The organism is Stenotrophomonas sp. As-7 (genome assembly GCF_030291015.1).
Lineage (GTDB): Bacteria > Pseudomonadota > Gammaproteobacteria > Xanthomonadales > Xanthomonadaceae > Stenotrophomonas > Stenotrophomonas lactitubi.
This window is the reverse complement of the sequence record NZ_CP127405.1, coordinates 3,293,723-3,317,877: the sequence shown is the minus strand read 5'-3', so window position 1 is coordinate 3,317,877 and position 24,155 is coordinate 3,293,723. Positions and strand designations below refer to the sequence as shown.

Below are 24,155 nucleotides of genomic sequence, written 5' to 3'. Positions count from 1 at the left end.
CGGGGAAAGCGGAGCTAGACTGTCCGCCTTTGCGGCCCCCGGGCCGCCCTGAACGGAAGTGTCCTCCCGCATGAGTTGGCTCAGCAAGTTGATGCCGTCTGGCATCCGCACCGACAACACCCCCAGCAAGAAGCGCAGCGTCCCCGAGGGCCTGTGGGAAAAGTGCAGCAACTGCGGCAGTGCGTTGTACCGTCCGGAGCTGGAAGAGAATCTGGAGGTCTGCCCGAAGTGCGGCCACCATATGGCCATCCGTGCGCGTGCGCGCCTGGCCGCGCTGTTCGACGCCGACAGCACCACCGAGATCGCTGCCCGCCTGGGGCCGACCGACCTGCTGAAGTTCAAGGACCAGAAGAAGTACGGCGAGCGCATCAAGATCGCGCAGAAGAACACCGGTGAGTACGACGCGCTGATTGCCATGCGCGGCCTGCTCAAGGGCCGTCCGCTGGTGGCCTCGTCGTTCGATTTCGCCTTCATGGGCGGCTCGATGGGTTCGGTGGTCGGTGAGCGCTTCACCCTTGCCGCCGAGACTGCCGCCGAGATTGGCGCACCTTACGTGTGCTTCTCCGCCAGTGGTGGCGCGCGCATGCAGGAAGGCCTGTTCTCGCTGATGCAGATGGCCAAGACCTCGGCCGCGCTGGGCAAACTGCGTGAAGCCGGGCAGCCGTACATTTCGGTGCTGACCCACCCGACCACCGGCGGTGTGTCGGCGTCGTTCGCAATGCTGGGCGACATCAACATCGCCGAACCGCGTGCACTGATCGGCTTTGCCGGCCCGCGCGTGATCGAGCAGACCGTGCGCGAGAAGCTGCCGGAAGGGTTCCAGCGTTCGGAGTTCCTGCTCGAGCACGGTGCCATCGACCAGATCTGTGACCGCCGTGAACTGCGCGACCGCCTGGCCGACCTGCTGGCGATGCTGCGCCGCGAGCCGGCACCGGAGGAGGTTTGATGGGGAGCCGCAAGTACTTCGGTACCGACGGCATCCGCGGTCGGGTCGGCCAAGGGCCGATCTCGGCTGATTTCGTGCTGCGCCTGGGCAACGCCCTGGGCCGCGTGCTGGTCGCCCAGCGTGGCCAGGATGGGCGCCGTCCGATCGTGGTGATCGGCAAGGACACGCGGATCTCCGGCTACATGTTCGAAGCGGCGCTGGAAGCTGGGCTGGTCGCTGCCGGGGCTGACGTGCAGCTGCTCGGCCCGATGCCGACCCCGGCCGTTGCCTTCCTCACCCGCACCCTCGGCGTGGATGCGGGCATCGTCATCAGTGCGTCGCACAATCCGCACTACGACAACGGCATCAAGTTCTTTTCCGCCCAGGGCGAGAAGCTCGACGATGCCACCGAGCTGGCGCTGGAGGCTGCACTGGACGTGCCGTTCACCACGGCCGTTTCGGAGAAGCTCGGCAAGGCCTCGCGTGCACGCGAGGCCGTCGGCCGTTACATCGAGTTCTGCAAGTCCAGCGTGCCGCGCTCGTTCGATCTTCGCGGCGTGCGCCTGGTGCTCGACTGCGCGCATGGCGCCACCTACCAGATCGCGCCGCTGCTGTTCCGCGAACTGGGTGCGGAGGTCATCGGCATCGGTGCCGAACCCAATGGCGTCAACATCAACGACGGCGTCGGTTCGACCCACATCGACAACCTCGCTGCCAAGGTGCGTGAGACCCGCGCCGACCTGGGCATCGCTTTCGACGGTGATGGTGACCGGGTGTTGATGGCCGATGACCGCGGCAACCCGGTCGACGGCGATGATCTGGTGTACATCCTGGCGCGCGCGTGGCAGGCCGAAGGTCGCCTGCACGGCCCGGTGGTCGGTACCTTGATGAGCAACTTCGGTCTGGAAAAGGCCCTCGCCGAACTGCAGATTCCGTTCCAGCGCAGCAACGTCGGCGACCGCTACGTGCATCAGGCGCTGGTGGAGGGAGGCGGCGTGCTCGGTGGTGAAGCGTCCGGCCATCTGCTGTGCCTGGACCGGGCCACCACCGGTGACGGCATCGTCAGTGCCCTGCAGGTGCTGGTGGCGCTGAAGCAGCAGGGAAAGAACCTGCGCGAAGCGCTGCAGCCCTTGTCCAAGGTGCCGCAGAAGACGGTCAACGTGCGCCTCGGCGATGTCTCGGCCAAGGCCACCGTGCAGGCCGAGAGCGTGCAGGCTGCGCTGACCGAAGCGCAGCAGGCGGTATCCGGTCGAGGGCGTGCCTTTCTGCGTCCCTCCGGCACCGAGCCGGTGGTGCGGGTCACGGTCGAGGCCGATGACGCGACGTTGATGCAGGACACCCTGGATCGGCTTTCGGCGGCGGTCAGGACAGCGGCTGCGACCTGAGCCCTGTCGCTGGATCGAACCGACAACATGGCCGCCTGTGCGGCCATGTTGCTGTCTGGCGCAAGCAAGGTATCAGGCGCTGCGCGGCATCGCCGTCTGCCATTTCCAGGTGTCGCGGCACATGTCCGCCAGGCCATGGCGCGCGGTCCAGCCCAGCTCGCGCAGGGCAAGGGACGGGTCGGCAAAGCTCACCGCGATGTCGCCGGTGCGGCGACCGGTGATCCGGAACGGAATCGGCCGGCCGATGGTCTGCTCGAAGGCCTTGATCAGTTCCAGCACGCTGTGGCCCTGCCCGGTGCCCAGGTTCAGGGTGATGCTGCGGCGCTTGTCGCGCAGGTACTGCAGCGCCAGCACGTGGGCCCGCGCCACGTCTTCCACATGGATGTAGTCGCGTACGCCGGTACCGTCGCAGGTCGGGTAGTCATCGCCGAATACCTGCACTTCGGGCAGCAGGCCGGCAGCGACCTGGGCGATGTAGGGCATCAGGTTGCTGGGGGTTCCGTGCGGCAGCTCGCCGATCAGAGCGCTTGAATGCGCACCCACCGGGTTGAAGTAGCGCAGCGTTGCCGCATGCAGCGTTGCATCGGCACTGACCAGGTCGGACAGCAGCTGCTCCACCACCAGCTTTGAACGGCCATAGGGTGTCATCGCGCAGGTCGAGGCCGTCTCGGCCACCGGGCAATGGTCCTGGTCGCCGTACACCGTTGCCGACGAGCTGAACACGAACGTGCCCACGCCGGCATCGCGCATGGCGCCGAGCAGGGCAAGGGTGCCGCTGATGTTGTTGTCGAAGTAGTCCAGCGGCATCTGCCGCGATTCGCCAACCGACTTCAGCGCAGCAAAATGCAGCACCGCATCGATCGAATGCTCGCGCAGCACCGCGGTGATCCGCGCACGGTCGCGCACGTCGGCCTGTACGAACAGCGGCGTGATGCCGGTGATGTCGCCGATCCGGCCGATCACCCCGGCGTCGCTGTTGCACAGTGAATCGACGACGACCACCGTATGGCCCTGCTGCTGCAGTTCCACACAGGTGTGGGAGCCGATGAATCCAGCGCCGCCGGTAACCAGAACGTTCATTTCCTGTAGTCCTTCCACTCTGTTGGAGCTTCCTTGCCGAAGCCGTGTCAGCCCAGTGCTGGCAGCGCCATCACGGCCCGGGCACCATCTTCTTCTGCCGCGCCTTGAAGCCATTGAACAGCGGTGCGATCAGCGGGTTGTAGCTCCACGCGATGCGCTTGCGCAGCCAGCTTGCCGGCCGGTTGCGGATGGCGAAGCGGTAGATGCGCTCGGGATCGCCGCCGACCACGTTGCGTCCGAACGGATGGGTGGTGTGCAGGTAGCGGAACCCCTGCTCACGTGCCACTTCGATGTAGTCCTGGTCGAAATCACCGTACGGCCAGCACAGCGTGTCCGATACCTCGCCCAGCTTCTCCAGCAGCACTTCCCTGGCCTTCGAAAGGTCGCCACTGATACCGGCACGGCGCTGGGCGCGGTCCAGGTCCTGGCGGCGCAGCCAGCGCGTGTGGGTGTGGGTATGGCAATGGATCTCGAAGGTGCCGGCCTCGATGGCCGCACGTGCTTCGCTCCAGCGCATCATCACTTCGTCGCTGCGGCCCTGCTTGTAGATCAGGTCTTCGCAGGCGCGATGCTCGGGCGTTTCCGGCAGCGTGGCACCGGTGATGCCGGCATGCGGGCGCATCGGGCCCTCGTGCATCCAGCCGGTCACCACGAACACCACCGCGTGCATGCCGTACTTCTGCAGGATCGGGTGGGCGTAGACCCAGTTGTCCAGGTAGCCATCATCGAAGGTGATCACGATCGACTTGCGCGGCACCGGCTTGCCGGCCAGGAAGCCGGCGTACTGGTCCAGCGTCAACGAAGTCCAGCCGGTGCGCGCCAGCCAGGCGATCTGGCTTTCGAAATTTTCCGGCGACACCGTGATCATGCCGGGCGAGTTGCTGACGTGATGATGCATCAGCACCGGTACGGTTCTGGCATTAGCCATGACCCAGCTCCTTCATCCATTGGTGGTAGTAGTGTTCGGTGGCTTCAGCGTGGCCTTCGGGGCTGAAACGCTTTGCGCTGCGGATCCAGTCCCAGCCGGAACGTCCCATCTGCCGGCGACGCTCGGGATCGTCCACCAGCAGCCGCAGCGCGCCCGTGAGGGCGGCGCTGTCACCCAGCCGGGTGAGGATGGCATTGCTGCCTTCCACCAGCATTTCGGGCACGCCACCGACCCGGTGCGACACGATCGGCAGGCCCGCCTGTGCCGCTTCCAGGAACACCGTGCCCGATGCTTCCTTGTGTGTGGCCAGCGCGAAGATGTCGAAGCCCGGCATCAGCTGGCTGGCATCGCTGCGAAAGCCCAGCAGATGGACCTGGCGCTGCAGCTCGTGTTCGGCGCAGGTGGCCTGCAGGCGCTGCATCACGGCCTGGCCATCGCCGACCACCACCAGATGCAGGCGGGGGTTGGCCTTGCACAGCGGCACCATGGCCTGCAGCAGTTCGGCGTGGCCCTTGGGTTCGCGCAGCACGGCCACGCAGCCCACCACGATGTCCTGTTCGTCGAATCCGAGCTCGGCGCGCACGCGTGAACGCGTCTCCTGCAGCGCCTGCCAGGACGGCTCCTGCGCGGCGTCGATGCCGGTTGGAGAAACCGCCATCGGCGGCACGATGCCGATGTGGTCGGCGGGAATTCCGCGGTCCGCCAGCAGTTGCTTGACGAAGTTGCTTACCGTGATGACCCGGTGCGGCAGGCCGGTGTAGGTCAGCAGCGAATTCACCGGGCTCATCAGGTGGCGCGAGCGCACCACCAGCGGTGTGCCGCCGAGGCGTGCACCCGCGGCGGCAATCAATGCATCGCGACGGCTGGTGGTGTTGACCACGTCGTAGCGCTCGCGGCGCACCAGCCGTGACACCGACCAGATGCCGCGCAGCAGCCGGCCCATGCCGCCCATGCGCAGCGTATGCACGGTGAAGCCATCATCGCGCGCGCGGGTGGCCAGGCGCGCGTCCGGCTGGCACAGCAGGGCGACGTCATGACCGCGCGCGCGCATCACCTGCATGTGGCGGAAAATGTAGATCTCCTGCCCACCCATGCCTTTGGCGGCTTCGGTATGCAGGATGCGCAGCGGACGGTTCATGGTGGATCGGTCCTTGGATTCAGCGGTTGCGGAAGCGCGTCAGCGCTTCCCATGCCGCGCGGAGGCTGGCGGCGTCGGGGGTCTGTTGCGGCAGGGGGCGGTAGCGCGCATCGAGCGCGGTGGCATTGCCGAATTTGTCGAACACGTAGATCGCCTCGCCATTGCGCACCGCGCGCTGCGACCAGCTTTCCACCACCAGCGCGCGCTTGCCGGTCGGTGCAGCCAGCAGGTCATGGCCGGTGCTGTAGTCGGTCAATGCGTTCTCGCAGCCCAGGCCGTGGCGCATCAGCGTCGGCACCCAGTCTTCATGCGAACTGACCCGCGCGTCGCGGCCGCCACCCTGGCCGGGCCAATGCAGCACGAAGGGCACCTGCAACTGGTAGTTGGAGAAGTTGCCGTTGTGGCCCCAGTAGTTGAGCTTGAGGTCGTTGAATTCCTCGGCGTGGTCACCGGTCACCAGCACGATCGTGTCCTGGTCCAGTCCCTGTGCGCGCAGATCATCCAGCAGTGATCCAATCAGGCTGTCGGCGTAATGCACCGCGGTGTGATAACGGTTCAATTCCGGCGTTGGATCGTGCTCGGGGCCGAACTTGAGAAAATCGATGGCATCGGCCATCGGCGTGGCGAGCGGCGGATAGCCGGCCGGCATGTGGTAAGGCGCGTGGGTGGAATCGAGGAACACGAAACCGAACCATGGGCGCTGTGCAGCCTGGCTGGCGCGGATGTCCTTCTGCAGTCCAGCGACGATGGCGGCATCGCGGCCGTCGGACGTCAGTTCGGACGGTCCCTGGTGCAGCTGGTCGCGGACATCGGCGAACGCAGTGCGATCGAACTCCGGGCTGTACAGCGGCGCGCTGCCATACAGATGCAGGTCATAGCCCTGCTGTCCCAGCACCTTGAACAGCTGCGAGCCACGCTGTTCGTCGAGCATGCTGGGCCAGTAGCCGCCCGGCAGGCCATACAGCAGGCCGAACAGGCCATAGCGGGTGGCGTTGCCGGTGCTGAAATGATGTTCGTACACCCGCGAGGAGCGGGCCAGTGCCGATGCGTTGGGCATGAACTGCGGGGTGAGCACGTCATGGCGCACCGACTCCAGCACCACCATCAGGATGTTCGGCCGCTGGTGGCTCTGGCAGCGCAGCGGCTGCAATGGATAGTTGAGCTGGGCATGGCGCGGATCGGGCAGGCCGACCTGGTGCTGGCTGACCACGCCGAAGCGGCGCATCGCGCTCTTGGCGGTGATCGGTTGCGCCCATGGCAGGTAATTCCACTGGCTGATCACTGCGCGTTCGCCAAGCGCGTCGTAGTAGGCAGTGGCGACCTGGCCGCCGCCCATCAGCAGGGCAATCACCGCCCAGGCCTGCAGTACCCGCCGCCGCCGCGGCGCTGCGGGCAGCAGCTTCCAGCAGGCCCAGGCCAGCAGGCCCTGCGCGGCGAAGATCGCCGATACCATGGCAGCCGCTTGCAGCCAGGTCTTCCAGGACAGACTCACCTGATCCTGCAGTGCGCCGCCGAACACCATGTTGGCGACCATCGCGTTGAGGTGGAAGCGATACAGCGCGAACACCTTGGCATCCACCAGCAGCAGGCACAGCCACAGACCCTGGCAGATCACCGCCGACACGCTGAGCGCGCGCGCGCTGCGCGGCCACAGGCCGATGGCCAGCGGCAGCAGGCCGGCCAGTGCGCCGAACGCGAGCAGATGGCCGGGCAGGGCAATCGCCAGATAGGCAAGGCCGAGTGTCCCGCCGGGGTTGTCGCGCAGCGGAACGTTGCCCAGCGCGATGATCGCGGCCAGCACCGCGTTGGCCGCGATGAACAGGGACCACCAGGCCAGCCTGCGCCAGCGTCGGGCGGGGCCGGGAAGAGCGGCTGCGGTGGCGTCGGGCAGGGCGGCGTCCATGGAGAAGGCGGGTTGGGATGGGGTAAGGGGTGGCGTTTCCCGGCGTGACGAAGTCGTTAAACCGCGCGCGGGTGGCGCATTGTATCGGTTTGTTTCAGTGTGTCGGTGGCGTGCCCCGATCTATCTGTCACAATGTTCAGATCGGTCGCCATGACATGGCGGGCCCGTACCGACTCAACGACAAGCCAGGAACCGCTGTGAGCCAGATCCCCACCCTCGACATCACCCGTTTCGACAGTGACCGCGACGCCTTCGTGGCCGAGCTGGGGGCGGCATATCGCCAATGGGGGTTTGCCGGCATCCGCAACCACGGCATCCCGCAGGCCGACATCGATGCGGCCTACGACGTCTTCAAGGCCTTCTTCGCACTGCCGGATGAGACCAAGCGCAAGTACCACGTGGCGGGCAGCGGCGGCGCCCGTGGCTATACCCCGTTCGGTGTGGAGACCGCCAAGGGCTCCAAGCACTTCGACCTGAAGGAGTTCTGGCACATCGGCCGCGAGATCGCCGACGACTCCAAGTACCGGGACGTGATGGCGCCGAACCTGTGGCCGTCCGAGGTCGAGGGCTTCCGTGAGCGTGGTTACGGCCTGTACCAGGCGCTGGACAACCTGGGTTCGCGCGTGCTGTCGGCCCTGGCCCTGCACATCGGCCTGCCGGAGCACTTCTTCGCCGACAAGACCAATTTCGGCAATTCGATCCTGCGCCCGATCCATTACCCGCCGATCACCACCGACGACATCCCGAACGTGCGTGCCGGTGCACATGGCGACATCAACTTCATCACGCTGCTGGTCGGTGCCAGCGCGGCAGGCCTGGAAGTGCAGTCGCATGATGGGGACTGGGTGCCGTTCACCTCGGACGCGGACACCATCGTGGTCAACATCGGCGACATGCTGCAGCGCCTGACCAACCATGTGTATCCGTCGACCATCCACCGGGTGGTCAATCCCCCGGGCGAGCTGGCCCGCCAGCCGCGCTATTCGGTGCCGTTCTTCCTGCACCCGAACCCGGATTTCCTGATCGACGTGCTGCCCTCGTGCATCAGCGAGGAGAACCCGAGCCGGTACCCGGAGCCGATCACCGCACACGGCTTCCTCGAAGAGCGCCTGCGCGAGATCAAGCTGAAGTAATGAAGAAGCCGCCGAAAGGCGGCTTTTTCATTACGGGTAGCGCCGGGCCATGCCCGGCGAGCGCAGCGGAGGGTGTTCGGCAGGGTTGCGCCCTGCACCCGCAGAGGCCAGGGCCAAAGCCTAAAGCCAAAGCAGCTCCGGGTTTCTGCGGGTTGGGCGGGGCGGTGTGGGCTGGCAGGACACGCCGTAAACCCATTCCTGGGGGCTCGATGGCGCCATCCATGGCGCCAACGGTCCTGCCAGCTCACACCGCCCCACCCCCGACAATTTCCCGCGGCTGTTGGTAGGTGTCGACCTTGGTCGACACGATCCATCCACGTCATGCGTGGATGAGATCTGTCAGATCTTGAAGCAGGGGAGGGGGCCGAAGCTCTGCTTTCGCTTTTGCTTTTGATCTTCTTTTTTCTTTCCGTGGCGGGCGAATCGCCGCAATGTGTCATGGGCCGGGCGGGTGGGGCTGCGCAGGGGCGTGAGCCGCATGGATGCGGCGCCCGAGCTTACAGGGACGTACTTGCAGCGACCCCTGCCAGCCCCGCCCGCTCGGCCAACCCCACGAACCCAGCCGGAGCTTTCCGCGACCAACCCAACCCAAGCCCCCGCTACGAGGGGCTGCGCCGTTGGCTGAAAATCCATGTAACCGCTTACAAAGAAACGGTTTTTTGCCGCAGCAGGTATCATGGGCGGCTGAGTTCACACAGGAGCCACCCGCTCATGCGCCGCAAGATCGTCGCTGGAAACTGGAAGCTGCACGGCAGCCGTCAATTCGCCACCGAACTGCTGGGGCAGGTCGCTGCCGGGCTGCCGAAGCGCGGGGTGGAGGTGGTGATCCTGCCGCCGATGCCCTACCTGGGTGAGCTGGTCGAAGATTTCGGCGACGCCGGCCTGGCCTTTGGTGCACAGGACGTCAGCAGCAACGAGAAGGGCGCCTACACCGGTGAGGTATGCGCAGCCATGCTGCACGAGGTGGGTGCCCGCTATGGCCTGGTCGGCCACTCCGAGCGCCGCCAGTACCACAACGAGAGCAGTGAGCTGGTCGCGCGCAAGTTCGCTGCCGCCCTGCACGCCGGCCTGGTGCCGGTGCTGTGCGTCGGTGAAACCCTTGAGCAGCGCGAGGCCGGGCAGACCGAGTCGGTCATCGCCAGCCAGCTGGCCCCGGTGCTGGAGCTTGTCGGGGCGGAAGGCTTCGCCAATGCCGTGGTCGCCTACGAGCCGGTCTGGGCGATCGGAACTGGCCGTACCGCCACCAAGGAGCAGGCGCAGCAGGTGCACGCGTTCATTCGTGGCGAAGTCGCGCGCATCGATGCTAGAATTGCTGATTCACTGCCCATTGTTTACGGCGGTAGCGTGAAGCCCGACAATGCCGGGGAACTGTTCGCGCAGCCGGATGTCGATGGTGGGCTGGTTGGTGGTGCCTCCCTGGTGGCCGCCGACTTCCTGGCCATCGCAGAGGCGGCGGCAAACAATTAGTTACGGTTGCCGGCTAGCTGCCGGCACTCTAGTCCGAGGGCGGATTTCCAATGCTGATGTTGATCCTCAATGTCGTCTACGTGCTGGTTGCCGTAGCCATGGTCGCGCTGATCCTGATGCAGCGTGGCTCGGGTGCGGCGGCAGGTTCGGGCTTTGGCGCTGGCGCCTCGGGGACCGTGTTCGGTGCGCGTGGCGCGTCCAACTTCCTGTCCAAGTCGACCAAGTGGCTGGCTGTGGTGTTCTTCGGCATCAGCCTCTTCATGGCCTGGTACGCCGGCCATGGCAACCGCCCGGCCGCCGATCAGGATCTGGGCCTGATGTCCGCCCCGGCGGCCAGTGCTCCGGCCGCTCCGGCGGGCGAATTGCCGGCCGTTCCGAAGGCCGATGCGGTCCCGGCCGCCCCGGTTCCGGCCGCAACTGTGCCGGCTCAGGCGGAATCTTCGGTTTCTGGTGAAGAAAAGCCTTCGGAAGGCTCCCAGAAAGACTGAAGCCGGTTACAATACGCGGCGCATCGGGAAGATAGTCTGATGTGATCGTTTGCCCAGGTGGCGGAATTGGTAGACGCACTACCTTGAGGTGGTAGCGACTTAGGTCGTAGGGGTTCGAGTCCCCTCTTGGGCACCATTTAGTAAGTAAGCGGGTTGGTCTGGCGCGCAAGGCGCCAGGCAGATTCCCGTCCACTCCCCCATGCCAAAGCGCCTGCAGGCGCAGCGGCAGAGGCAAGAGAGAATCGCTGTGCTGGCCGAATATTTGCCGTCTCTGCTGTTTCTGATCGTTGCCACCGGTATCGGCATTACGCTGATGCTGGTTGGTCGATTCCTCGGTCCCCGCCGCCCCGATCTGGAAAAGCTGTCGCCGTACGAGTGCGGCTTCGAAGCCTTCGAAGACGCACGCATGAAGTTCGACGTGCGCTACTACCTGATCGCGATCCAGTTCATCGTCTTCGACCTGGAAATCATCTTCATCGTGCCGTGGACGCAGGTCTTCATGGAGCTTGGCGCGCGTTCGCTCGTCACCATGGGTCTGTTCGTCGGCATGCTGTTCCTCGGTTTCATTTATGTCTGGAAGAAGGGAGCGCTGGAATGGGAGTGATTCAGACTCTCGATGGCCTGATGACCAATCCTGTCCCGGAAGGGCGGGTTGATGACATCCTGCGGCCGGAAGGCGACAACCCGCTGCTGGAAAAGGGCTTTGTCACCACCAGCGTCGATGCCCTGCTGAACTGGGCACGTACCGGTTCGATGTGGCCCATGACCTTCGGTCTGGCCTGCTGTGCGGTCGAAATGATGCACGCAGGTGCGGCGCGTCTGGACCTTGACCGCTACGGTGTGGTGTTCCGCCCGTCGCCGCGTCAGTCCGACGTGATGATCGTCGCCGGCACCCTGGTCAACAAGATGGCCCCGGCGCTGCGCAAGGTCTATGACCAGATGCCCGACCCCAAGTGGGTGATCTCCATGGGCAGCTGCGCCAACGGCGGTGGTTACTACCACTACTCCTATTCTGTGGTGCGCGGCTGTGATCGCGTGGTGCCGGTGGACATCTATGTCCCGGGCTGCCCGCCGACCGCCGAGGCGCTGGTGTACGGGATCCTGCAGCTGCAGAAGAAGATCTGGCGTACACAGACCATCGCCCGCTGACCCCTTCACCTGACAAGAGCGCGCCAAGCCCCCATGGCAGAGCAAGCATCCTTCATCGACCGACTCTCCGCACGTTTCGCAGGTGCGAAGGTCATCGTGGTCGAACCCCGCGGCGAAGTGACGCTGGAAGTGCCTGCCGCTGAGTGGCACGCCACCGCCCTCGCGCTGCGTGACGAGTTTGGTTTCGAGCAGGCCGTGGACCTCTGCGGCGTCGATTACCTCGGTTACGGCTCCGATGAGTGGGACACCGCCGACGTGTCCTCGCAGGGCTTCAGCCGCGGTGTCGAAGGCAAGGCCCAGGGCCGCTTCGCCTGGGGCGAGTTCCCCAGCGAAGAAAGCGCCGACGGTGCCCGCCCGCAGCACATGCCGACCCAGCGCTTTGCCGTGGTCGCACAGCTGCGTTCGTACCAGCACAACCTGATGATGCACCTGCGCTGCTTCGCGCCTGACGAAGCGCTGCCGGTGGTGTCCTCGCTGACCGGCATCTGGCCGGGCCTGAACTGGTTCGAGCGCGAAGCGTTCGACCTGTATGGCGTGATCTTCGAAGGTCACCCGGACCTGCGCCGGATCCTGACCGACTACGGTTTCGTCGGTCATCCGTTCCGCAAGGACTTCCCGCTGATCGGCAACGTCGAAGTCCGCTACGACGAAGAAAAGAAGCGTGTCATCTACGAACCGGTCACCTCGGTGGAGCCGCGTGTCGGCGTGCCGCGCGTGATCCGCGACGACGCCCGCCTGCAGACCGCTGCCGGCGAGCGCTCGCAGGAGGCAGTGAAGTGAGTCACGTACACCAGGCCGGCGAAGCATTCGCCAGCAATGCTGCCGAAAGCCGGCAGGAAATCCGCAACTACACCATGAACTTCGGCCCGCAGCATCCGGCCGCGCACGGTGTGCTGCGCCTGATCCTGGAGATGGACGGCGAGACCATCATGCGTGCCGACCCACACGTGGGTCTGCTGCACCGGGGCACCGAGAAGCTGGCCGAGTCCAAGCCGTTCAACCAGTCGATCGGCTACATGGATCGCCTGGATTACGTGTCGATGATGTGCAACGAGCACGCCTACGTGCGCTCGATCGAGACCCTGATGGGGATCGAGGCGCCGGAGCGCGCGCAGTACATCCGCACGATGTTCGACGAGATCACCCGCATCCTGAACCACCTGATGTGGCTGGGCTCCAACGCACTCGACCTGGGTGCTATGGCGGTGATGCTGTACGCCTTCCGCGAGCGCGAAGAGCTGATGGACTGCTACGAAGCGGTCTCCGGCGCGCGCATGCACGCGGCGTACTACCGTCCGGGCGGCGTTTACCGTGACCTGCCGGACCACATGCCGAAGTACAAGGAATCGCGCTGGCACAAGGGCAAGGCCCTGAAGAACCTCAACGCCTCGCGCGAAGGTTCGCTGCTGGACTTCCTGGAAAACTTCACCAATGAATTCCCGGGCCGTGTCGACGAATACGAGACCCTGCTGACCGACAACCGTATCTGGAAGCAGCGTACCGTTGGCATCGGCGTGGTCACCCCGGAACTGGCCCACCAGTGGGGCATGACCGGCGTGATGCTGCGTGGTTCTGGCGTCGCCTGGGACCTGCGCAAGAAGCGTCCGTACGCGAAGTACGATGCCGTCGATTTCGACATCCCGCTGGGCAAGGAAGGCGATTGCTACGATCGCTATCTGTGCCGGGTGGCCGAAATGCGCGAGTCCAACCGCATCATCAAGCAGTGCGTGGCGTGGCTGAAGGCCAACCCAGGCCCGGTCATGGTCAAGAACTTCAAGGTCGCTCCGCCCAAGCGCGAGGACATGAAGGACGACATGGAAGCGCTGATCCACCACTTCAAGCTGTTCAGTGAAGGCTATTGCGTGCCGGCCGGCGAGACCTACGCCGCGGTTGAAGCGCCCAAGGGCGAATTCGGCTGCTACCTGGTTTCCGACGGCGCCAACAAGCCGTTCCGCGTACACCTCCGTGCGCCGGGCTTCGCCCACCTGTCCTCGATCGATTCGATCGTGCGCGGCCACATGCTGGCCGACGTGGTGGCGATGATCGGTACCTACGATCTGGTGTTCGGCGAGGTTGACCGGTAATGCCGTCCGCCACGCCAACGCCCGCTGCAGGCAGCCGGCGCAAGCCGGCGCCGCAGTTTCTGCAATTTCACGTTATGCATTTCGCTGAGGTCGGCCGATGAAGGCGACAGGTAATTTCGAGGCGGCGCGCGACGTCGACCCGATGGTGGTGTTGAGCGACAAAACCCGCGCTCACATCGATCACTGGCTGTCCAAGTTCCCGCCGGACCGCAAGCGCTCTGCCGTGCTGCAGGGTCTGCATGCTGCCCAGGAGCAGAACCAGGGCTGGCTGACCGACGAGCTGATCGCCGGCGTGGCCAAGTACCTGGACCTGCCGCCGGTGTGGGCCTACGAGGTTGCCAGCTTCTACTCGATGTTCGAGACCGAGAAGGTGGGTCGCAACAACGTGGCCATCTGCACGAACATCAGCTGCTGGCTCAATGGCGCCGAAGACATCGTCCGCCATTGCGAGAAGAAGCTGGGCATCAAGAACGGTCAGTCGACCGCTGACGGCCGCGTCTACCTCAAGCGTGAGGAAGAGTGCCTGGCCGGCTGCGCGGGTGCACCGATGATGGTCATCAATGGTCACTACCATGAGCGTCTGACCCTGGAAAAGGTCGACGAGCTTCTGGACGGGCTGGAGTAAGGGCATGGCACATCACCACGAATCCAAGGGTCCGGTCGGCCCCGCGCCGCTGCCGCACCAGGTGGTCTACACCACCCTGCATTACGACACCCCGTGGTCGTACGAAAGCTATCTGAAGACCGGTGGCTACGCCGCCCTGCGCAAGATCCTCGAAGAAAAGATCCCGCCGGAGCAGGTCATCGAGATGGTCAAGGCCTCGGGCCTGCGCGGCCGTGGCGGCGCTGGTTTCCCGACCGGCCTGAAGTGGTCCTTCATGCCCAAGGGCAACGTGCAGAAGTACATCCTCTGCAACTCGGATGAATCCGAGCCGGGCACCTGCAAGGATCGCGACATCCTGCGTTACAACCCGCATTCGGTGGTGGAAGGCATGGCGATCGCCTGCTACGCCACCGGTTCCACCGTGGGCTACAACTACCTGCGCGGTGAGTTCCACCACGAGCCGTTCGAGCACTTCGAGCAGGCCCTGGCCGATGCCTATGCAAACGGCTGGCTGGGCAAGAACGTGCTGGGCTCGGGCGTGGATATCGACATCTACGGCGCCCTCGGTGCCGGCGCCTACATCTGCGGCGAAGAAACCGCACTGATGGAATCGCTGGAAGGCAAGAAGGGCCAGCCGCGCTACAAGCCGCCGTTCCCGGCCAACTTCGGCCTGTATGGCAAGCCGTCGACGATCAACAACACCGAAACCTATGGTTCGGTGCCGGCGATCATCCGCAATGGTCCCGAGTGGTTCAAGGGCCTGAGCCTGACCGCCAATGGCGGTCCGAAGTGCTTCTCGGTGTCCGGCTGCGTGCAGAAGGGCGGCAACTTCGAAGTGCCGCTCGGTACCACCTTCGACGACCTGCTGGAGATGGCTGGCGGCCTCAAGCCGGGCCGCAAGCTCAAGGGCGCGATCCCGGGCGGCGTGTCCATGCCGGTGCTGACTGCGGCCGAGCTGAAGGGCCTGCCGATGGACTACGACACCATCCGTGCGCTGGGCTCCGGCCTGGGTTCCGGTGCGGTCGTGGTGCTGGATGACAGCGTCTGCTGCGTCAAGTTCGCTTGCCGCATCAGCCAGTTCTTCCACAAGGAATCCTGTGGCCAGTGCACCCCGTGCCGCGAAGGTACCGGCTGGATGCACCGCGTGCTGGAGCGCATCGTCGCCGGCAAGGCCACGATGGAAGACCTGCACCAGTTGAAGACCGTGGCCGGTCAGATCGAAGGTCACACCATCTGTGCGTTCGGCGAAGCGGCGGCGTGGCCCATCCAGGGCTTCCTGCGCCAGTTCTGGGACGAATTCGAGTACTACATCGTCAACGGTCATTCGATGGTTGACGGCAAGAAGGTGGAGGCAGCCGCTGCATGAGCGCGCAACCCAATAATCCTGGAGTGACCCCCAGCGTGCCACCGGATCACGTCACCATTGAGATCGATGGCAAGTCGCTGGTCGTGCCCAAGGGTTCGATGATCATCCAGGCCGCCGACAAGGCGGGCATTTCGATTCCGCGCTTCTGCTACCACGAGAAGCTGCCGATCGCTGCCAACTGCCGCATGTGCCTGGTCGACGTGGAAAAGTCGCCGAAGCCGGCGCCGGCCTGTGCCACGCCGGTGATGGACGGCATGAAGGTCGCCACCCGCAGTGAGAAGGCGCTGAAGTTCCAGCGCTCGGTGATGGAGTTCCTGCTGATCAACCACCCGCTGGATTGCCCGATCTGCGATCAGGGCGGCGAGTGCGAACTGCAGGACGTGTCGCTGGGTTATGGCCGTTCGGTCAGCCGCTTCAACGAGCGCAAGCGCGTGGTGGCCGACGAGGACATGGGGCCGCTGGTCGCCACCGAGATGACCCGCTGCATCCAGTGCACCCGCTGCGTCCGCTTCACCGCCGACGTCGCCGGTACCTACGAACTGGGTGGCATGTACCGCGGTGAAAACCTGCAGATCGGCACCTACGACGGCAAGCCGCTGACCACCGAGCTTTCGGGCAATGTGGTCGACGTGTGCCCGGTCGGCGCGCTGACCAACAAGGTGTTCCAGTTCCGCGCCCGTCCGTGGGAACTGACCGCGCGCGAATCGCTGGGCTACCACGACGCGATGGGCTCGAACCTGTTCCTGCACGTGCGTCGCGGCGAAGTGCTGCGTACCGTGCCGCGCGACAACGAGTCGGTCAACGAGTGCTGGCTGTCCGATCGTGACCGTTATTCGCACCAGGGCCTGTACAGCGAAGACCGTGCGGTCAAGCCGCTGCGCAAGGTCAATGGCGAGTGGAAGGAAGTGAGCTGGGCCGAAGGCCTGGCCGCGGCCGCCGAGATCCTCAAGGCCAACCAGGGCGACAACCTGGGCGTGCTGGTGCACCCGTCGACCTCGAACGAAGAGGGCGCACTGCTGGCCCGCCTGGCTACTGGCCTGGGTTCGAGCAACATCGACCACCGCATCAACAACCGCGACTTCTCCGACGCCGCCACCGCCGAAGTGTTCGGCCTGCCGCTGGCCGAGATCGAAGGCGCCGACCGCATCGTCGTTCTGGGCAGCAACATCCGCCACGAACTGCCGCTGCTGCACGCCCGCCTGCGCAAGGCGCAGACGACCAACGGCGCGAAGATCCACGTCGTCAACCCGGTCGACTTCGACTTCGCGTTCAGCATTGCCGGCAAGCAGATCGTGGCCCCGTCAAAGTTCGCCGATGCACTGGCCAACGCCGAGCTGCGTTCGGCGGTGCAGGGCGGTACCAACACCGTGCTGATCGTCGGTGGCATCGCCGAGAACCATCCGCAGGCTGCCGCGATCCGCGCCGCTGCGCGTGACTTCGCCGCCGCCACCGGTGCCAAGCTGTGCCGTATCCCGCAGGGCGCCAACGCGATCGGCCTGACCCGCGCCGGCGTGCTGCCGGCCGGCAAGGACGTCGCCGCGATGCTGGCCGATCCGCGCAAGGCCTACGTGGTCTACGGCCTGGAACCGGGCCTGGACTTCGCCGATGCTCCGGCCGCGCGCAAGGCGCTGGTCGGCGCACAGGTGGTGGCCTTCAGCCAGTTCGCCTGCGCCTCGACCCGCGACGTCGCCGACGTGATCCTGCCGATCGGTGCACTGCCGGAAATCGATGCCACCCTGACCAACCTCGACGGTCGCGAGCAGTCGGCCCGTGCCGGCGGCAAGCTGCCGGGCGAGGCCCGCGAGGGCTGGCGAGTGCTGCGTGCGCTTGGCGCTGAGCTGGCCGTCGCCGGCTTCGAGTTCATCGACCTGGCCGGCCTGCGCGCCAGCCTGGCCCCGGTGACTGTTGCCGTCGCTGCCTCGGCCCAGCCGGCCCTTGCCGGCGAAGGCCTGGAAGTGGCCTCGACCGCTGCGATCTACCGCACCGATGCGGTGGTCCGTCGCGCCCCGGCGCTGCAGTCGCATCCGCTCAACAACGCCCCGCGCATCGTGCTCAACGCTGACGATGCCGCCCGCCTGCAGCTGCAGGAAGGGCAGATGGCCAAGGTCGGCACCGATGCCGGCAAGGCCACCCTGCCGGTGGTGGTCGACGCCCGCGTCGCTGCGGGTTCGGTCTGGATTGAATCGGGCCACGGCGCAACCGCGCCGCTGGGTGCCGCTCGTGTTTCGGTGGTGGCTGCATGAACGAATTGCTGATTAACGCGGTCGATCCGCTGCACCAGTGGCTGCTTGGCCTCGGTGACATCGGCGCGCTGATCTGGATCATCCTGAAGATCCTGGTGATCACCGTTCCGGTGATCGTCTCGGTGGCCTTCTACGTGGTCTGGGAACGCAAGCTGATCGGCTGGATGCACGTCCGCCACGGCCCGATGTACGTGGGCATGGGCATCTTCCAGGCCTTCGCCGACGTCTTCAAGCTGCTGTTCAAGGAAGTCCTGCAGCCGAGCAGCGCCAACAAGGCGATCTTCCTGCTGGCGCCGCTGATCACCCTGGCTCCGGCCTTCGCGGCCTGGTCGGTGGTGCCCTTCGATTCGCAGATCGTGCTGTCCAACGCCAACGCCGGCCTGCTGTATCTGTTGGCGATGACCTCGCTCGGCATCTACGGCATCATCCTGGCCGGTTGGGCATCCAACTCGAAGTATGCGTTCCTGGGTGCGATGCGCGCCTCGGCGCAGATGATCAGCTACGAAATCGCCATGGGCTTCGCCCTGGTCGGCGTGATGATCGCTGCGGGCAGCCTGAATCTGAGCAACATCGTGATGGCGCAGGCCGGCAATTCCGGTTTCTTCGACTGGTTCCTGCTGCCGCTGTTCCCGCTGTTCGTCATCTACTGGGTGTCGGGCGTTGCCGAAACCAACCGCGCGCCGTTCGACGTGGTGGAAGGTGAGTCGGAAATCGTCGCCGGTCACATGGTCGAGTACTCGGGCGGTGCGTTCGCGCTGTTCTTCCTGGCCGAATACGCGAACATGATCCTGATCAGCTTCCTGATCTCGATCTTCTTCCTCGGCGGCTGGCTGAGCCCGATCCAGGGCTGGGTCAACCCGGGCGATATCTCGCCACTGGTCGACTGGATCTGGAAGGGCGGTGCACCGTGGCTGTTCGTCAAGGTGTTCTTCTTCGCCAGTGCCTACATCTGGTTCCGTGCCAGCTTCCCGCGCTTCCGCTATGACCAGATCATGCGCCTGGGCTGGAAGGTCTTCATCCCGCTGGCCATTCTGTGGATTGCGGTTACCGCCGTCATGGTGTTCTTCGGCGTGATTCAAAAGGGCGTCTAAGTGATGAACAGGATTACCCATTACTTCAAGAGCCTGTTGCTGCTCGAACTGCTGGCCGGTCTCTGGCTGACGCTGAAGTACAGCTTCAAGCCGAAGTACACGATGATGTACCCGATGGAGAAGTTCCCGCAGTCGCCGCGCTTCCGTGGCCTGCACGCCCTGCGCCGTTATCCCAACGGTGAAGAGCGCTGCATCGCCTGCAAGCTGTGCGAAGCGGTGTGCCCGGCGTTGGCCATCACCATCGATTCGGCCAAGCGCGAGGACGGCACCCGCCGTACCACGCGCTACGACATCGATCTGTTCAAGTGCATCTTCTGCGGCTTCTGTGAGGAAAGCTGCCCGGTGGACTCGATCGTCGAGACCCACATCCTCGAGTACCACTTCGAGAATCGTGGCGAAAACATCGTTACCAAGCCGCAGCTGCTGGCCCTGGGCGACCGTCTCGAATCCGAGATCGCCGAGCGTCGTGCCGCCGATGCCGCTTACCGCTGAGGTCGAGAGATGGATTGGGTAAATATCGCTTTCTGGGTCTTCGCCATCGCGGCAACGGTTTCGGCCGCTGCAGTGATCAGCGTGCGCAACCCCGTGCATGCTGTCCTGTGCCTGGTGCTGACCTTCTTCTCCATCGCCTGCGTGTGGCTGCTGGTCGGCGCCGAGTTCCTCGGTGTTGCGCTGGTGCTGGTCTACGTCGGCGCGGTGATGGTGCTGTTCCTGTTTGTGGTGATGATGCTCGACATCGATCCTACGAAGATGCGTGAAGGCTGGGTGCGCTACCTGCCGGTCGGCCTCATCGTTGCCGTGGCGATGCTGGTGCAGATGCTGACCCTGATCGGCGTGAAGAGCAGGGCGGTCACTCCGTTCCCGGCCGACAACGCCGCCGCTCTCGCCGCCGACAGCTCCAACGTCACCTGGCTGGCCCGCACCCTGTTCACTGAATACCTGCTGCCGTTCGAGTTCGCTGCCGTCATCCTGACCGTGGCCGTGGTGGCCGCGGTAATGCTGACCCTGCGTCGTCGTACCGGTGTAAAGAGCCAGAACCCGGGTGAGCAGACCATGGTCAAGGCGGGCGACCGCCTGCGCATGGTCAAGATGGGCGCCGAAGTGCCGGTCGTGCACAGCAACAGCAAGCCGGTTGCCGGCGAGGAGACCCAGCCGTGATTACCCTTGGCCACATGCTTGCGCTCGGCGCGGTGCTGTTCGCCATCAGCCTGGCCGGCATCTTCCTCAACCGGAAGAACGTCATCGTCCTGCTGATGTCGATCGAACTGATGCTGCTGTCGGTGAACGTCAATTTCGTCGCATTCTCGCGTCAGTTGGGTGATCCGTCCGGTCAGCTGTTCGTGTTCTTCATCCTGACCGTCGCCGCAGCCGAGGCCGCCATCGGCCTGGCGATCCTGGTGACCCTGTTCCGTACACGCCGAACGATCAATGTCGGCGAAGTCGATTCGTTGAAGGGCTGATCCACAGATGGAAATCACTCTCTCCAAGAGTCTGTTGATCGCAGTGGTGCTTGCACCGCTGTTCGGCAGCATCATCGCCGGCCTGTTCGGTCGCCAGGTCAAGCGCTTCGGCGCGCAGACCATCACCATCCTCGGTGTCGCCGTTGCCTGCGGCCTGTCGATGCACACGCTCTACCAGCTGCTGTGGGGCGGGGCTCAGCCGTTCAACGAGAACCTGTACACGTTCTTCGAAGTCGGCCAGTACTCGGCCCACGTCGGTTTCATGGTCGACAAGCTGACCGCGATGATGATGGTGGTGGTGACCTTCGTGTCGCTGCTGGTCCACATCTACACGATCGGCTACATGCAGGACGATCCGGGTTACCAGCGGTTCTTCAGCTACATCTCGCTGTTCACCTTCTCGATGCTCACCCTGGTGATGAGCAACAACTTCCTGCAGCTGTTCTTCGGCTGGGAAGCAGTGGGCCTGGTGTCGTACCTGCTGATCGGTTTCTGGTTCAAGCGTCCGACCGCGATCTTCGCCAACATGAAGGCGTTCCTGGTCAACCGCGTCGGTGACTTCGGCTTCCTGCTGGGCATCGCCGGTGTGTTGTGGGTGTTCGGTACCCTGGATTACTCGCAGGTGTTCTCGCAGGCCGGCATGCTCGCCGACCCGCGCGCCCAGCTGCAGATCTGGGACGGCACCATGTTCGGCATGCAGCTGCTCAACGAGCCGGTGATCTGGTCGATCGCCACCGTCATCTGCATCGGCCTGTTCATCGGCGCCATGGGCAAGTCGGCGCAGGTTCCGCTGCACGTGTGGCTGCCGGATTCGATGGAAGGCCCGACCCCGATCTCGGCGCTGATCCACGCCGCGACGATGGTGACCGCCGGTATCTTCATGGTCACCCGCATGTCGCCGCTGTTCGAGCTGTCGCAGACCGCGCTGAACTTCATCCTGTTCATCGGTGCCACCACCGCGTTCTTCACCGGCCTGATCGGCATCGTGCAGAACGACATCAAGCGCGTCGTCGCGTACTCCACGCTGTCGCAGCTGGGTTACATGACCGTGGCGCTGGGCGTGTCGGCGTACTCCGCTGCTGTGTTCCACCTGATGACCCACGCCTTCTTCAAGGCGCTGCTGTTCCTGGGTGCCGGCTCGGTCATCATCGCGATGCACCACGAGCAGGACATGCGCAAGATGGGCGGCCTGCGCAAGTACATGCCGATCACCTTCATCACCATGTGGATCGGTACCCTGGCCCTGGTCGGTACGCCGTTCTTCTCCGGCTTCTACTCGAAGGACACCATCATCGAGGCCGCCGAGATCCATGCCCACATGCAGAACAGCTGGGTGGCCACCTATGGCTACTGGGCAGTGCTGGGTGGCGTGCTGGTGACCAGCTTCTACAGCTTCCGCCTGCTGTTCCTGACCTTCCACGGCAAGGAACGCTTCCGCGATGCACACGATGATCACGGCCATGGTCATGACGACCACCATGCTGCCGACGCACACCATGCCGACGCGCATGACGACCACGGCCATGGCCACGGTCCGCATGAGCCGCATGAAACGCCGTGGGTGGTGACGCTGCCGCTGATCCTGCTGGCCATCCCGTCGATCGCCATCGGTTTCTTCAGCATCGGTCCGATGCTGCACGGCACCGACTGGGCCGGTCACCACGCCCATGCGGCGATCAAGGGCCAGGTCAACACGTTCTTCACCGGCATCGTCGATTTCTACGATCCGGCCAAGAACACCGTGGCCTTCCTGGGCGAGGAGTTCCATGGTCCGGTGGCGTTCGCGCTGCACGGCATGATGCTGCCGCCGTTCTGGCTGACCCTGGCAGGCTTCCTGCTGGCTGCGTTGTTCTACCTGTGGAAGCCGGACCTGTCGGGCAAGGCGCGCAAGACCTTCGCCCCGGTGGTGTCCGTGCTGGAAAACAAGTACGGCTTCGACAAGCTGTGGATCGATGGCCTCGCCGGTGGCAGCGTCAAGCTGGGCAAGGTCTCGCGCTGGATCGACAGCAACATCGTCGACGGCGTGGTCAATCTCTCGGCACGTGTTGTGGACGTCGCAGCCAGCGTGCTGCGTCGTACCCAATCCGGTTTCCTCTATCACTACGCCTTCGCGATGATCATCGGCCTGATTGCCCTCCTGGGCGTGCTGATGCATTACCTGCGTTGATGACCTGTACGGAATAAGAAGACGTGTCGAACTGGCCTCTACTCAGTGTCCTCATCTGGCTGCCGATCCTCGGCGGTGCCCTGATCCTTGCGATCCGTGATGCGCAGACCGCCCGCTGGGCGTCGCTGGGCGTCGCGGTGCTGACCTTCGTGGCGAGTCTCTCGCTGCTGGGCGGCTACAACCCGGGCATCGACGCGCTGCAGTTCGTCGAGACCCACGCCTGGATCCCGACCTACAACATCGGCTACAACCTGGGCGTGGACGGCATCGCCGTAGCGCTGATCCTGCTGACCACGCTGGTCAGCGTGCTCGCCCTGATCGGTGCCTGGAGCGCGATCGACAAGCGCGTGAACCAGTACGTGGCTGCCTTCCTGATCCTGGAAGGTGTCACCGTCGGTATCTTCTCGGCCACGGACGCGATGCTGTTCTACGTGTTCTTCGAGGCGATGCTGATCCCGATGTTCCTGATCATCGGTGTCTGGGGCGGCCCGCGCCGCATCTACGCCGCGTTGAAGTTCTTCCTGTACACCTTCCTCGGCTCGGTGCTGATGCTGGTGGCGCTGATCTACCTGTACATGAAGGGCGGCAGCTTCCAGCTGGCCGACCTCTATGCACTGCAGCTGTCGGGCAAGGAACAGACCTGGATCTTCTTCGCCTTCCTGATCGCGTTTGCGGTCAAGGTGCCGATGTTCCCGGTGCACACCTGGCTGCCGGACGCGCACGTGGAAGCGCCGACCGCCGGTTCGGTGATCCTGGCCGCCATCGCACTGAAGATCGGTGGCTACGGTTTCCTGCGCTTCAACCTGCCGATCGTCCCCGATGCGTCGCAGGAGTGGGCATGGCTGGTCATCGCGCTGTCGCTGATTGCGGTGATCTACGTCGGCCTGGTCGCCCTGGTGCAGGACGACATGAAGAAGCTGATCGCCTATTCGTCGATCGCGCACATGGGCTTCGTCACCCTGGGCACCTTCATTGCCCTGTGGCTGGTGCGTGAAGCGGGCAACGTCGATGCGGCCCGCCTGGGCCTGCAGGGCGCCATGGTGCAGATGATCTCGCACGGCTTCGTGTCCGGCGCGATGTTCTCCTGCGTCGGCGTGCTGTACGACCGCATGCACAGCCGCCGCATCGCCGATTACGGCGGCGTGGTCAACGTGATGCCCTGGTTCGCCACCTTCGCCATGCTGTTCTTCATGGCCAATGCTGGCCTGCCGGGTACCAGCGGTTTCGTCGGCGAGTTCATGGTCATCCTGGCGGCGTTCCAGCGGAACCCGTGGATCGCCCTGGGCGCAGCCACCACCCTGATCATCGGCGCGGCCTACACCCTGTGGCTGTACAAGCGCGTCTTCTTCGGCGAGGTGGCCAACAGCCACGTCGCCGAACTGAAGGACATCAACGGCCGCGAATGGCTGGTGCTGGGCGTGTTCGCCATTGGCGTGCTGGCCCTGGGCATCTATCCCAAGCCGCTGACCGACCTGATGGAGCCCTCGATCGCAAAGCTGGCGATGCAGATCGCATCCAGCAAGCTGCTGTAATTCCAGGATTTG

The 24,155-nt window shown here is 64.6% G+C and carries 22 protein-coding genes and 1 tRNA gene; 19 read left to right on the top strand and 4 right to left on the bottom strand.

The window, feature by feature from the left end:
- Positions 1 to 70: 70 nt before the first annotated feature.
- Both accD and glmM read left to right on the top strand, forming a co-directional pair.
- A complete protein-coding gene (accD, locus tag QP457_RS15355; protein WP_205404765.1) occupies positions 71 to 946 on the top strand; it encodes an acetyl-CoA carboxylase, carboxyltransferase subunit beta in 876 nt (291 codons plus the stop codon).
- The gene (gene glmM / locus QP457_RS15350) at positions 946 to 2,310 is read left to right on the top strand and encodes a phosphoglucosamine mutase (protein WP_205404764.1); all 1,365 of its coding nucleotides are present in this window, start codon (positions 946 to 948) and stop codon (positions 2,308 to 2,310) included. Before accD ends, glmM begins: the two co-directional genes overlap by 1 nt.
- A 72-nt stretch (positions 2,311 to 2,382) precedes the next feature.
- Here the strand turns inward: glmM and galE are convergent, their stop codons facing one another.
- From galE to QP457_RS15330, 4 genes are all read right to left on the bottom strand, one after another.
- A complete protein-coding gene (gene galE / locus QP457_RS15345) occupies positions 2,383 to 3,390 on the bottom strand; it encodes a UDP-glucose 4-epimerase GalE (protein ID WP_205404763.1) in 1,008 nt (335 codons plus the stop codon).
- Between the two features lie 70 nt (positions 3,391 to 3,460).
- On the bottom strand, positions 3,461 to 4,318 hold the full coding sequence (locus QP457_RS15340; protein ID WP_099819051.1) for a polysaccharide deacetylase family protein: 858 nt from the start codon (positions 4,316 to 4,318) through the stop codon (positions 3,461 to 3,463).
- Positions 4,311 to 5,456 carry a glycosyltransferase family 4 protein gene (locus tag QP457_RS15335; RefSeq protein WP_100553098.1) on the bottom strand — a complete coding sequence of 382 codons (1,146 nt, stop codon included), beginning with the start codon at positions 5,454 to 5,456 and terminating at the stop codon, positions 4,311 to 4,313. The genes QP457_RS15340 and QP457_RS15335 overlap by 8 nt, the downstream gene beginning before the upstream one ends.
- Before the next feature lie 19 nt (positions 5,457 to 5,475).
- Positions 5,476 to 7,359 carry a DUF3413 domain-containing protein gene (locus tag QP457_RS15330; RefSeq protein WP_240196463.1) on the bottom strand — a complete coding sequence of 628 codons (1,884 nt, stop codon included), beginning with the start codon at positions 7,357 to 7,359 and terminating at the stop codon, positions 5,476 to 5,478.
- Positions 7,360 to 7,514: 155 nt separating this feature from the next.
- On the opposite strand from QP457_RS15330, the gene QP457_RS15325 reads away from it, so the two are divergent.
- The 17 genes from QP457_RS15325 to QP457_RS15245 all read left to right on the top strand — a co-directional run bounded on the left by QP457_RS15325 (position 7,515) and on the right by QP457_RS15245 (position 24,143).
- The gene (locus tag QP457_RS15325; RefSeq protein ID WP_100461028.1) at positions 7,515 to 8,492 is read left to right on the top strand and encodes a 2-oxoglutarate and iron-dependent oxygenase domain-containing protein; all 978 of its coding nucleotides are present in this window, start codon (positions 7,515 to 7,517) and stop codon (positions 8,490 to 8,492) included.
- A gap of 711 nt (positions 8,493 to 9,203) precedes the next feature.
- On the top strand, positions 9,204 to 9,959 hold the full coding sequence (gene tpiA / locus QP457_RS15320; RefSeq protein WP_205404762.1) for a triose-phosphate isomerase: 756 nt from the start codon (positions 9,204 to 9,206) through the stop codon (positions 9,957 to 9,959).
- 50 nt (positions 9,960 to 10,009) lie between these two features.
- Entirely contained in the window at positions 10,010 to 10,447 is a 438-nt protein-coding gene (gene secG / locus QP457_RS15315; protein ID WP_025876192.1) for a preprotein translocase subunit SecG, read from the top strand.
- A 51-nt stretch (positions 10,448 to 10,498) separates the two neighbouring features.
- Positions 10,499 to 10,583 (top strand) — tRNA-Leu (locus QP457_RS15310).
- Positions 10,584 to 10,694: 111 nt separating this feature from the next.
- Positions 10,695 to 11,051, top strand: coding sequence for an NADH-quinone oxidoreductase subunit A (locus QP457_RS15305; protein ID WP_005414075.1), 357 nt, complete (start codon positions 10,695 to 10,697; stop codon positions 11,049 to 11,051).
- Entirely contained in the window at positions 11,042 to 11,596 is a 555-nt protein-coding gene (locus QP457_RS15300; RefSeq protein ID WP_089236302.1) for an NADH-quinone oxidoreductase subunit B, read from the top strand. The genes QP457_RS15305 and QP457_RS15300 overlap by 10 nt, the downstream gene beginning before the upstream one ends.
- A gap of 33 nt (positions 11,597 to 11,629) precedes the next feature.
- The gene (locus QP457_RS15295; protein WP_089236301.1) at positions 11,630 to 12,376 is read left to right on the top strand and encodes an NADH-quinone oxidoreductase subunit C; all 747 of its coding nucleotides are present in this window, start codon (positions 11,630 to 11,632) and stop codon (positions 12,374 to 12,376) included.
- Positions 12,373 to 13,680: an NADH-quinone oxidoreductase subunit D gene (locus QP457_RS15290; protein ID WP_025876202.1), complete on the top strand. Its 1,308-nt coding sequence runs from the start codon at positions 12,373 to 12,375 to the stop codon at positions 13,678 to 13,680. Before QP457_RS15295 ends, QP457_RS15290 begins: the two co-directional genes overlap by 4 nt.
- Positions 13,681 to 13,777: 97 nt before the next feature.
- Positions 13,778 to 14,305, top strand: coding sequence for an NADH-quinone oxidoreductase subunit NuoE (nuoE, locus tag QP457_RS15285; protein WP_025876204.1), 528 nt, complete (start codon positions 13,778 to 13,780; stop codon positions 14,303 to 14,305).
- Between the two features lie 4 nt (positions 14,306 to 14,309).
- Positions 14,310 to 15,650 carry an NADH-quinone oxidoreductase subunit NuoF gene (nuoF, locus tag QP457_RS15280; RefSeq protein WP_025876206.1) on the top strand — a complete coding sequence of 447 codons (1,341 nt, stop codon included), beginning with the start codon at positions 14,310 to 14,312 and terminating at the stop codon, positions 15,648 to 15,650.
- The gene (nuoG, locus tag QP457_RS15275) at positions 15,647 to 17,893 is read left to right on the top strand and encodes an NADH-quinone oxidoreductase subunit NuoG (RefSeq protein WP_205404761.1); all 2,247 of its coding nucleotides are present in this window, start codon (positions 15,647 to 15,649) and stop codon (positions 17,891 to 17,893) included. Before nuoF ends, nuoG begins: the two co-directional genes overlap by 4 nt.
- The gene (gene nuoH / locus QP457_RS15270) at positions 17,890 to 18,984 is read left to right on the top strand and encodes an NADH-quinone oxidoreductase subunit NuoH (RefSeq protein ID WP_099819057.1); all 1,095 of its coding nucleotides are present in this window, start codon (positions 17,890 to 17,892) and stop codon (positions 18,982 to 18,984) included. The genes nuoG and nuoH overlap by 4 nt, the downstream gene beginning before the upstream one ends.
- Before the next feature lie 3 nt (positions 18,985 to 18,987).
- Positions 18,988 to 19,476 (top strand): NADH-quinone oxidoreductase subunit NuoI, encoded by a 489-nt coding sequence (gene nuoI, locus QP457_RS15265; protein WP_005417924.1) that lies wholly within the window; start codon positions 18,988 to 18,990, stop codon positions 19,474 to 19,476.
- Between the two features lie 9 nt (positions 19,477 to 19,485).
- The gene (locus QP457_RS15260) at positions 19,486 to 20,142 is read left to right on the top strand and encodes an NADH-quinone oxidoreductase subunit J (RefSeq protein WP_099819058.1); all 657 of its coding nucleotides are present in this window, start codon (positions 19,486 to 19,488) and stop codon (positions 20,140 to 20,142) included.
- Complete coding sequence (gene nuoK, locus QP457_RS15255) at positions 20,139 to 20,444, top strand: NADH-quinone oxidoreductase subunit NuoK (RefSeq protein ID WP_006381125.1); 306 nt, start codon at positions 20,139 to 20,141, stop codon at positions 20,442 to 20,444. Before QP457_RS15260 ends, nuoK begins: the two co-directional genes overlap by 4 nt.
- 7 nt (positions 20,445 to 20,451) lie before the next feature.
- A complete protein-coding gene (gene nuoL, locus QP457_RS15250; RefSeq protein WP_180166332.1) occupies positions 20,452 to 22,611 on the top strand; it encodes an NADH-quinone oxidoreductase subunit L in 2,160 nt (719 codons plus the stop codon).
- A 23-nt stretch (positions 22,612 to 22,634) separates the two neighbouring features.
- Positions 22,635 to 24,143, top strand: coding sequence for an NADH-quinone oxidoreductase subunit M (locus QP457_RS15245; protein WP_089236294.1), 1,509 nt, complete (start codon positions 22,635 to 22,637; stop codon positions 24,141 to 24,143).
- Positions 24,144 to 24,155: the final 12 nt, after the last annotated feature.

Excerpts from the sequence above, each read along its gene's own strand:
- accD (WP_205404765.1), top strand. The coding sequence starts at position 71 with ATGAGTTGGCTCAGCAAGTTGATGCCGTCTGGCATCCGCACCGACAAC.
- glmM (WP_205404764.1), top strand. The coding sequence starts at position 946 with ATGGGGAGCCGCAAGTACTTCGGTACCGACGGCATCCGCGGTCGGGTC.
- galE (WP_205404763.1), bottom strand. The coding sequence starts at position 3,390 with ATGAACGTTCTGGTTACCGGCGGCGCTGGATTCATCGGCTCCCACACC.
- QP457_RS15340 (WP_099819051.1), bottom strand. The coding sequence starts at position 4,318 with ATGGCTAATGCCAGAACCGTACCGGTGCTGATGCATCATCACGTCAGC.
- QP457_RS15335 (WP_100553098.1), bottom strand. The coding sequence starts at position 5,456 with ATGAACCGTCCGCTGCGCATCCTGCATACCGAAGCCGCCAAAGGCATG.
- QP457_RS15330 (WP_240196463.1), bottom strand. The coding sequence starts at position 7,359 with ATGGACGCCGCCCTGCCCGACGCCACCGCAGCCGCTCTTCCCGGCCCC.
- QP457_RS15325 (WP_100461028.1), top strand. The coding sequence starts at position 7,515 with ATGGCGGGCCCGTACCGACTCAACGACAAGCCAGGAACCGCTGTGAGC.
- tpiA (WP_205404762.1), top strand. The coding sequence starts at position 9,204 with ATGCGCCGCAAGATCGTCGCTGGAAACTGGAAGCTGCACGGCAGCCGT.
- secG (WP_025876192.1), top strand. The coding sequence starts at position 10,010 with ATGCTGATGTTGATCCTCAATGTCGTCTACGTGCTGGTTGCCGTAGCC.
- QP457_RS15300 (WP_089236302.1), top strand. The coding sequence starts at position 11,042 with ATGGGAGTGATTCAGACTCTCGATGGCCTGATGACCAATCCTGTCCCG.
- QP457_RS15295 (WP_089236301.1), top strand. The coding sequence starts at position 11,630 with ATGGCAGAGCAAGCATCCTTCATCGACCGACTCTCCGCACGTTTCGCA.
- nuoE (WP_025876204.1), top strand. The coding sequence starts at position 13,778 with ATGAAGGCGACAGGTAATTTCGAGGCGGCGCGCGACGTCGACCCGATG.
- nuoF (WP_025876206.1), top strand. The coding sequence starts at position 14,310 with ATGGCACATCACCACGAATCCAAGGGTCCGGTCGGCCCCGCGCCGCTG.
- nuoG (WP_205404761.1), top strand. The coding sequence starts at position 15,647 with ATGAGCGCGCAACCCAATAATCCTGGAGTGACCCCCAGCGTGCCACCG.
- nuoH (WP_099819057.1), top strand. The coding sequence starts at position 17,890 with ATGAACGAATTGCTGATTAACGCGGTCGATCCGCTGCACCAGTGGCTG.
- nuoI (WP_005417924.1), top strand. The coding sequence starts at position 18,988 with ATGAACAGGATTACCCATTACTTCAAGAGCCTGTTGCTGCTCGAACTG.
- QP457_RS15260 (WP_099819058.1), top strand. The coding sequence starts at position 19,486 with ATGGATTGGGTAAATATCGCTTTCTGGGTCTTCGCCATCGCGGCAACG.
- nuoL (WP_180166332.1), top strand. The coding sequence starts at position 20,452 with ATGGAAATCACTCTCTCCAAGAGTCTGTTGATCGCAGTGGTGCTTGCA.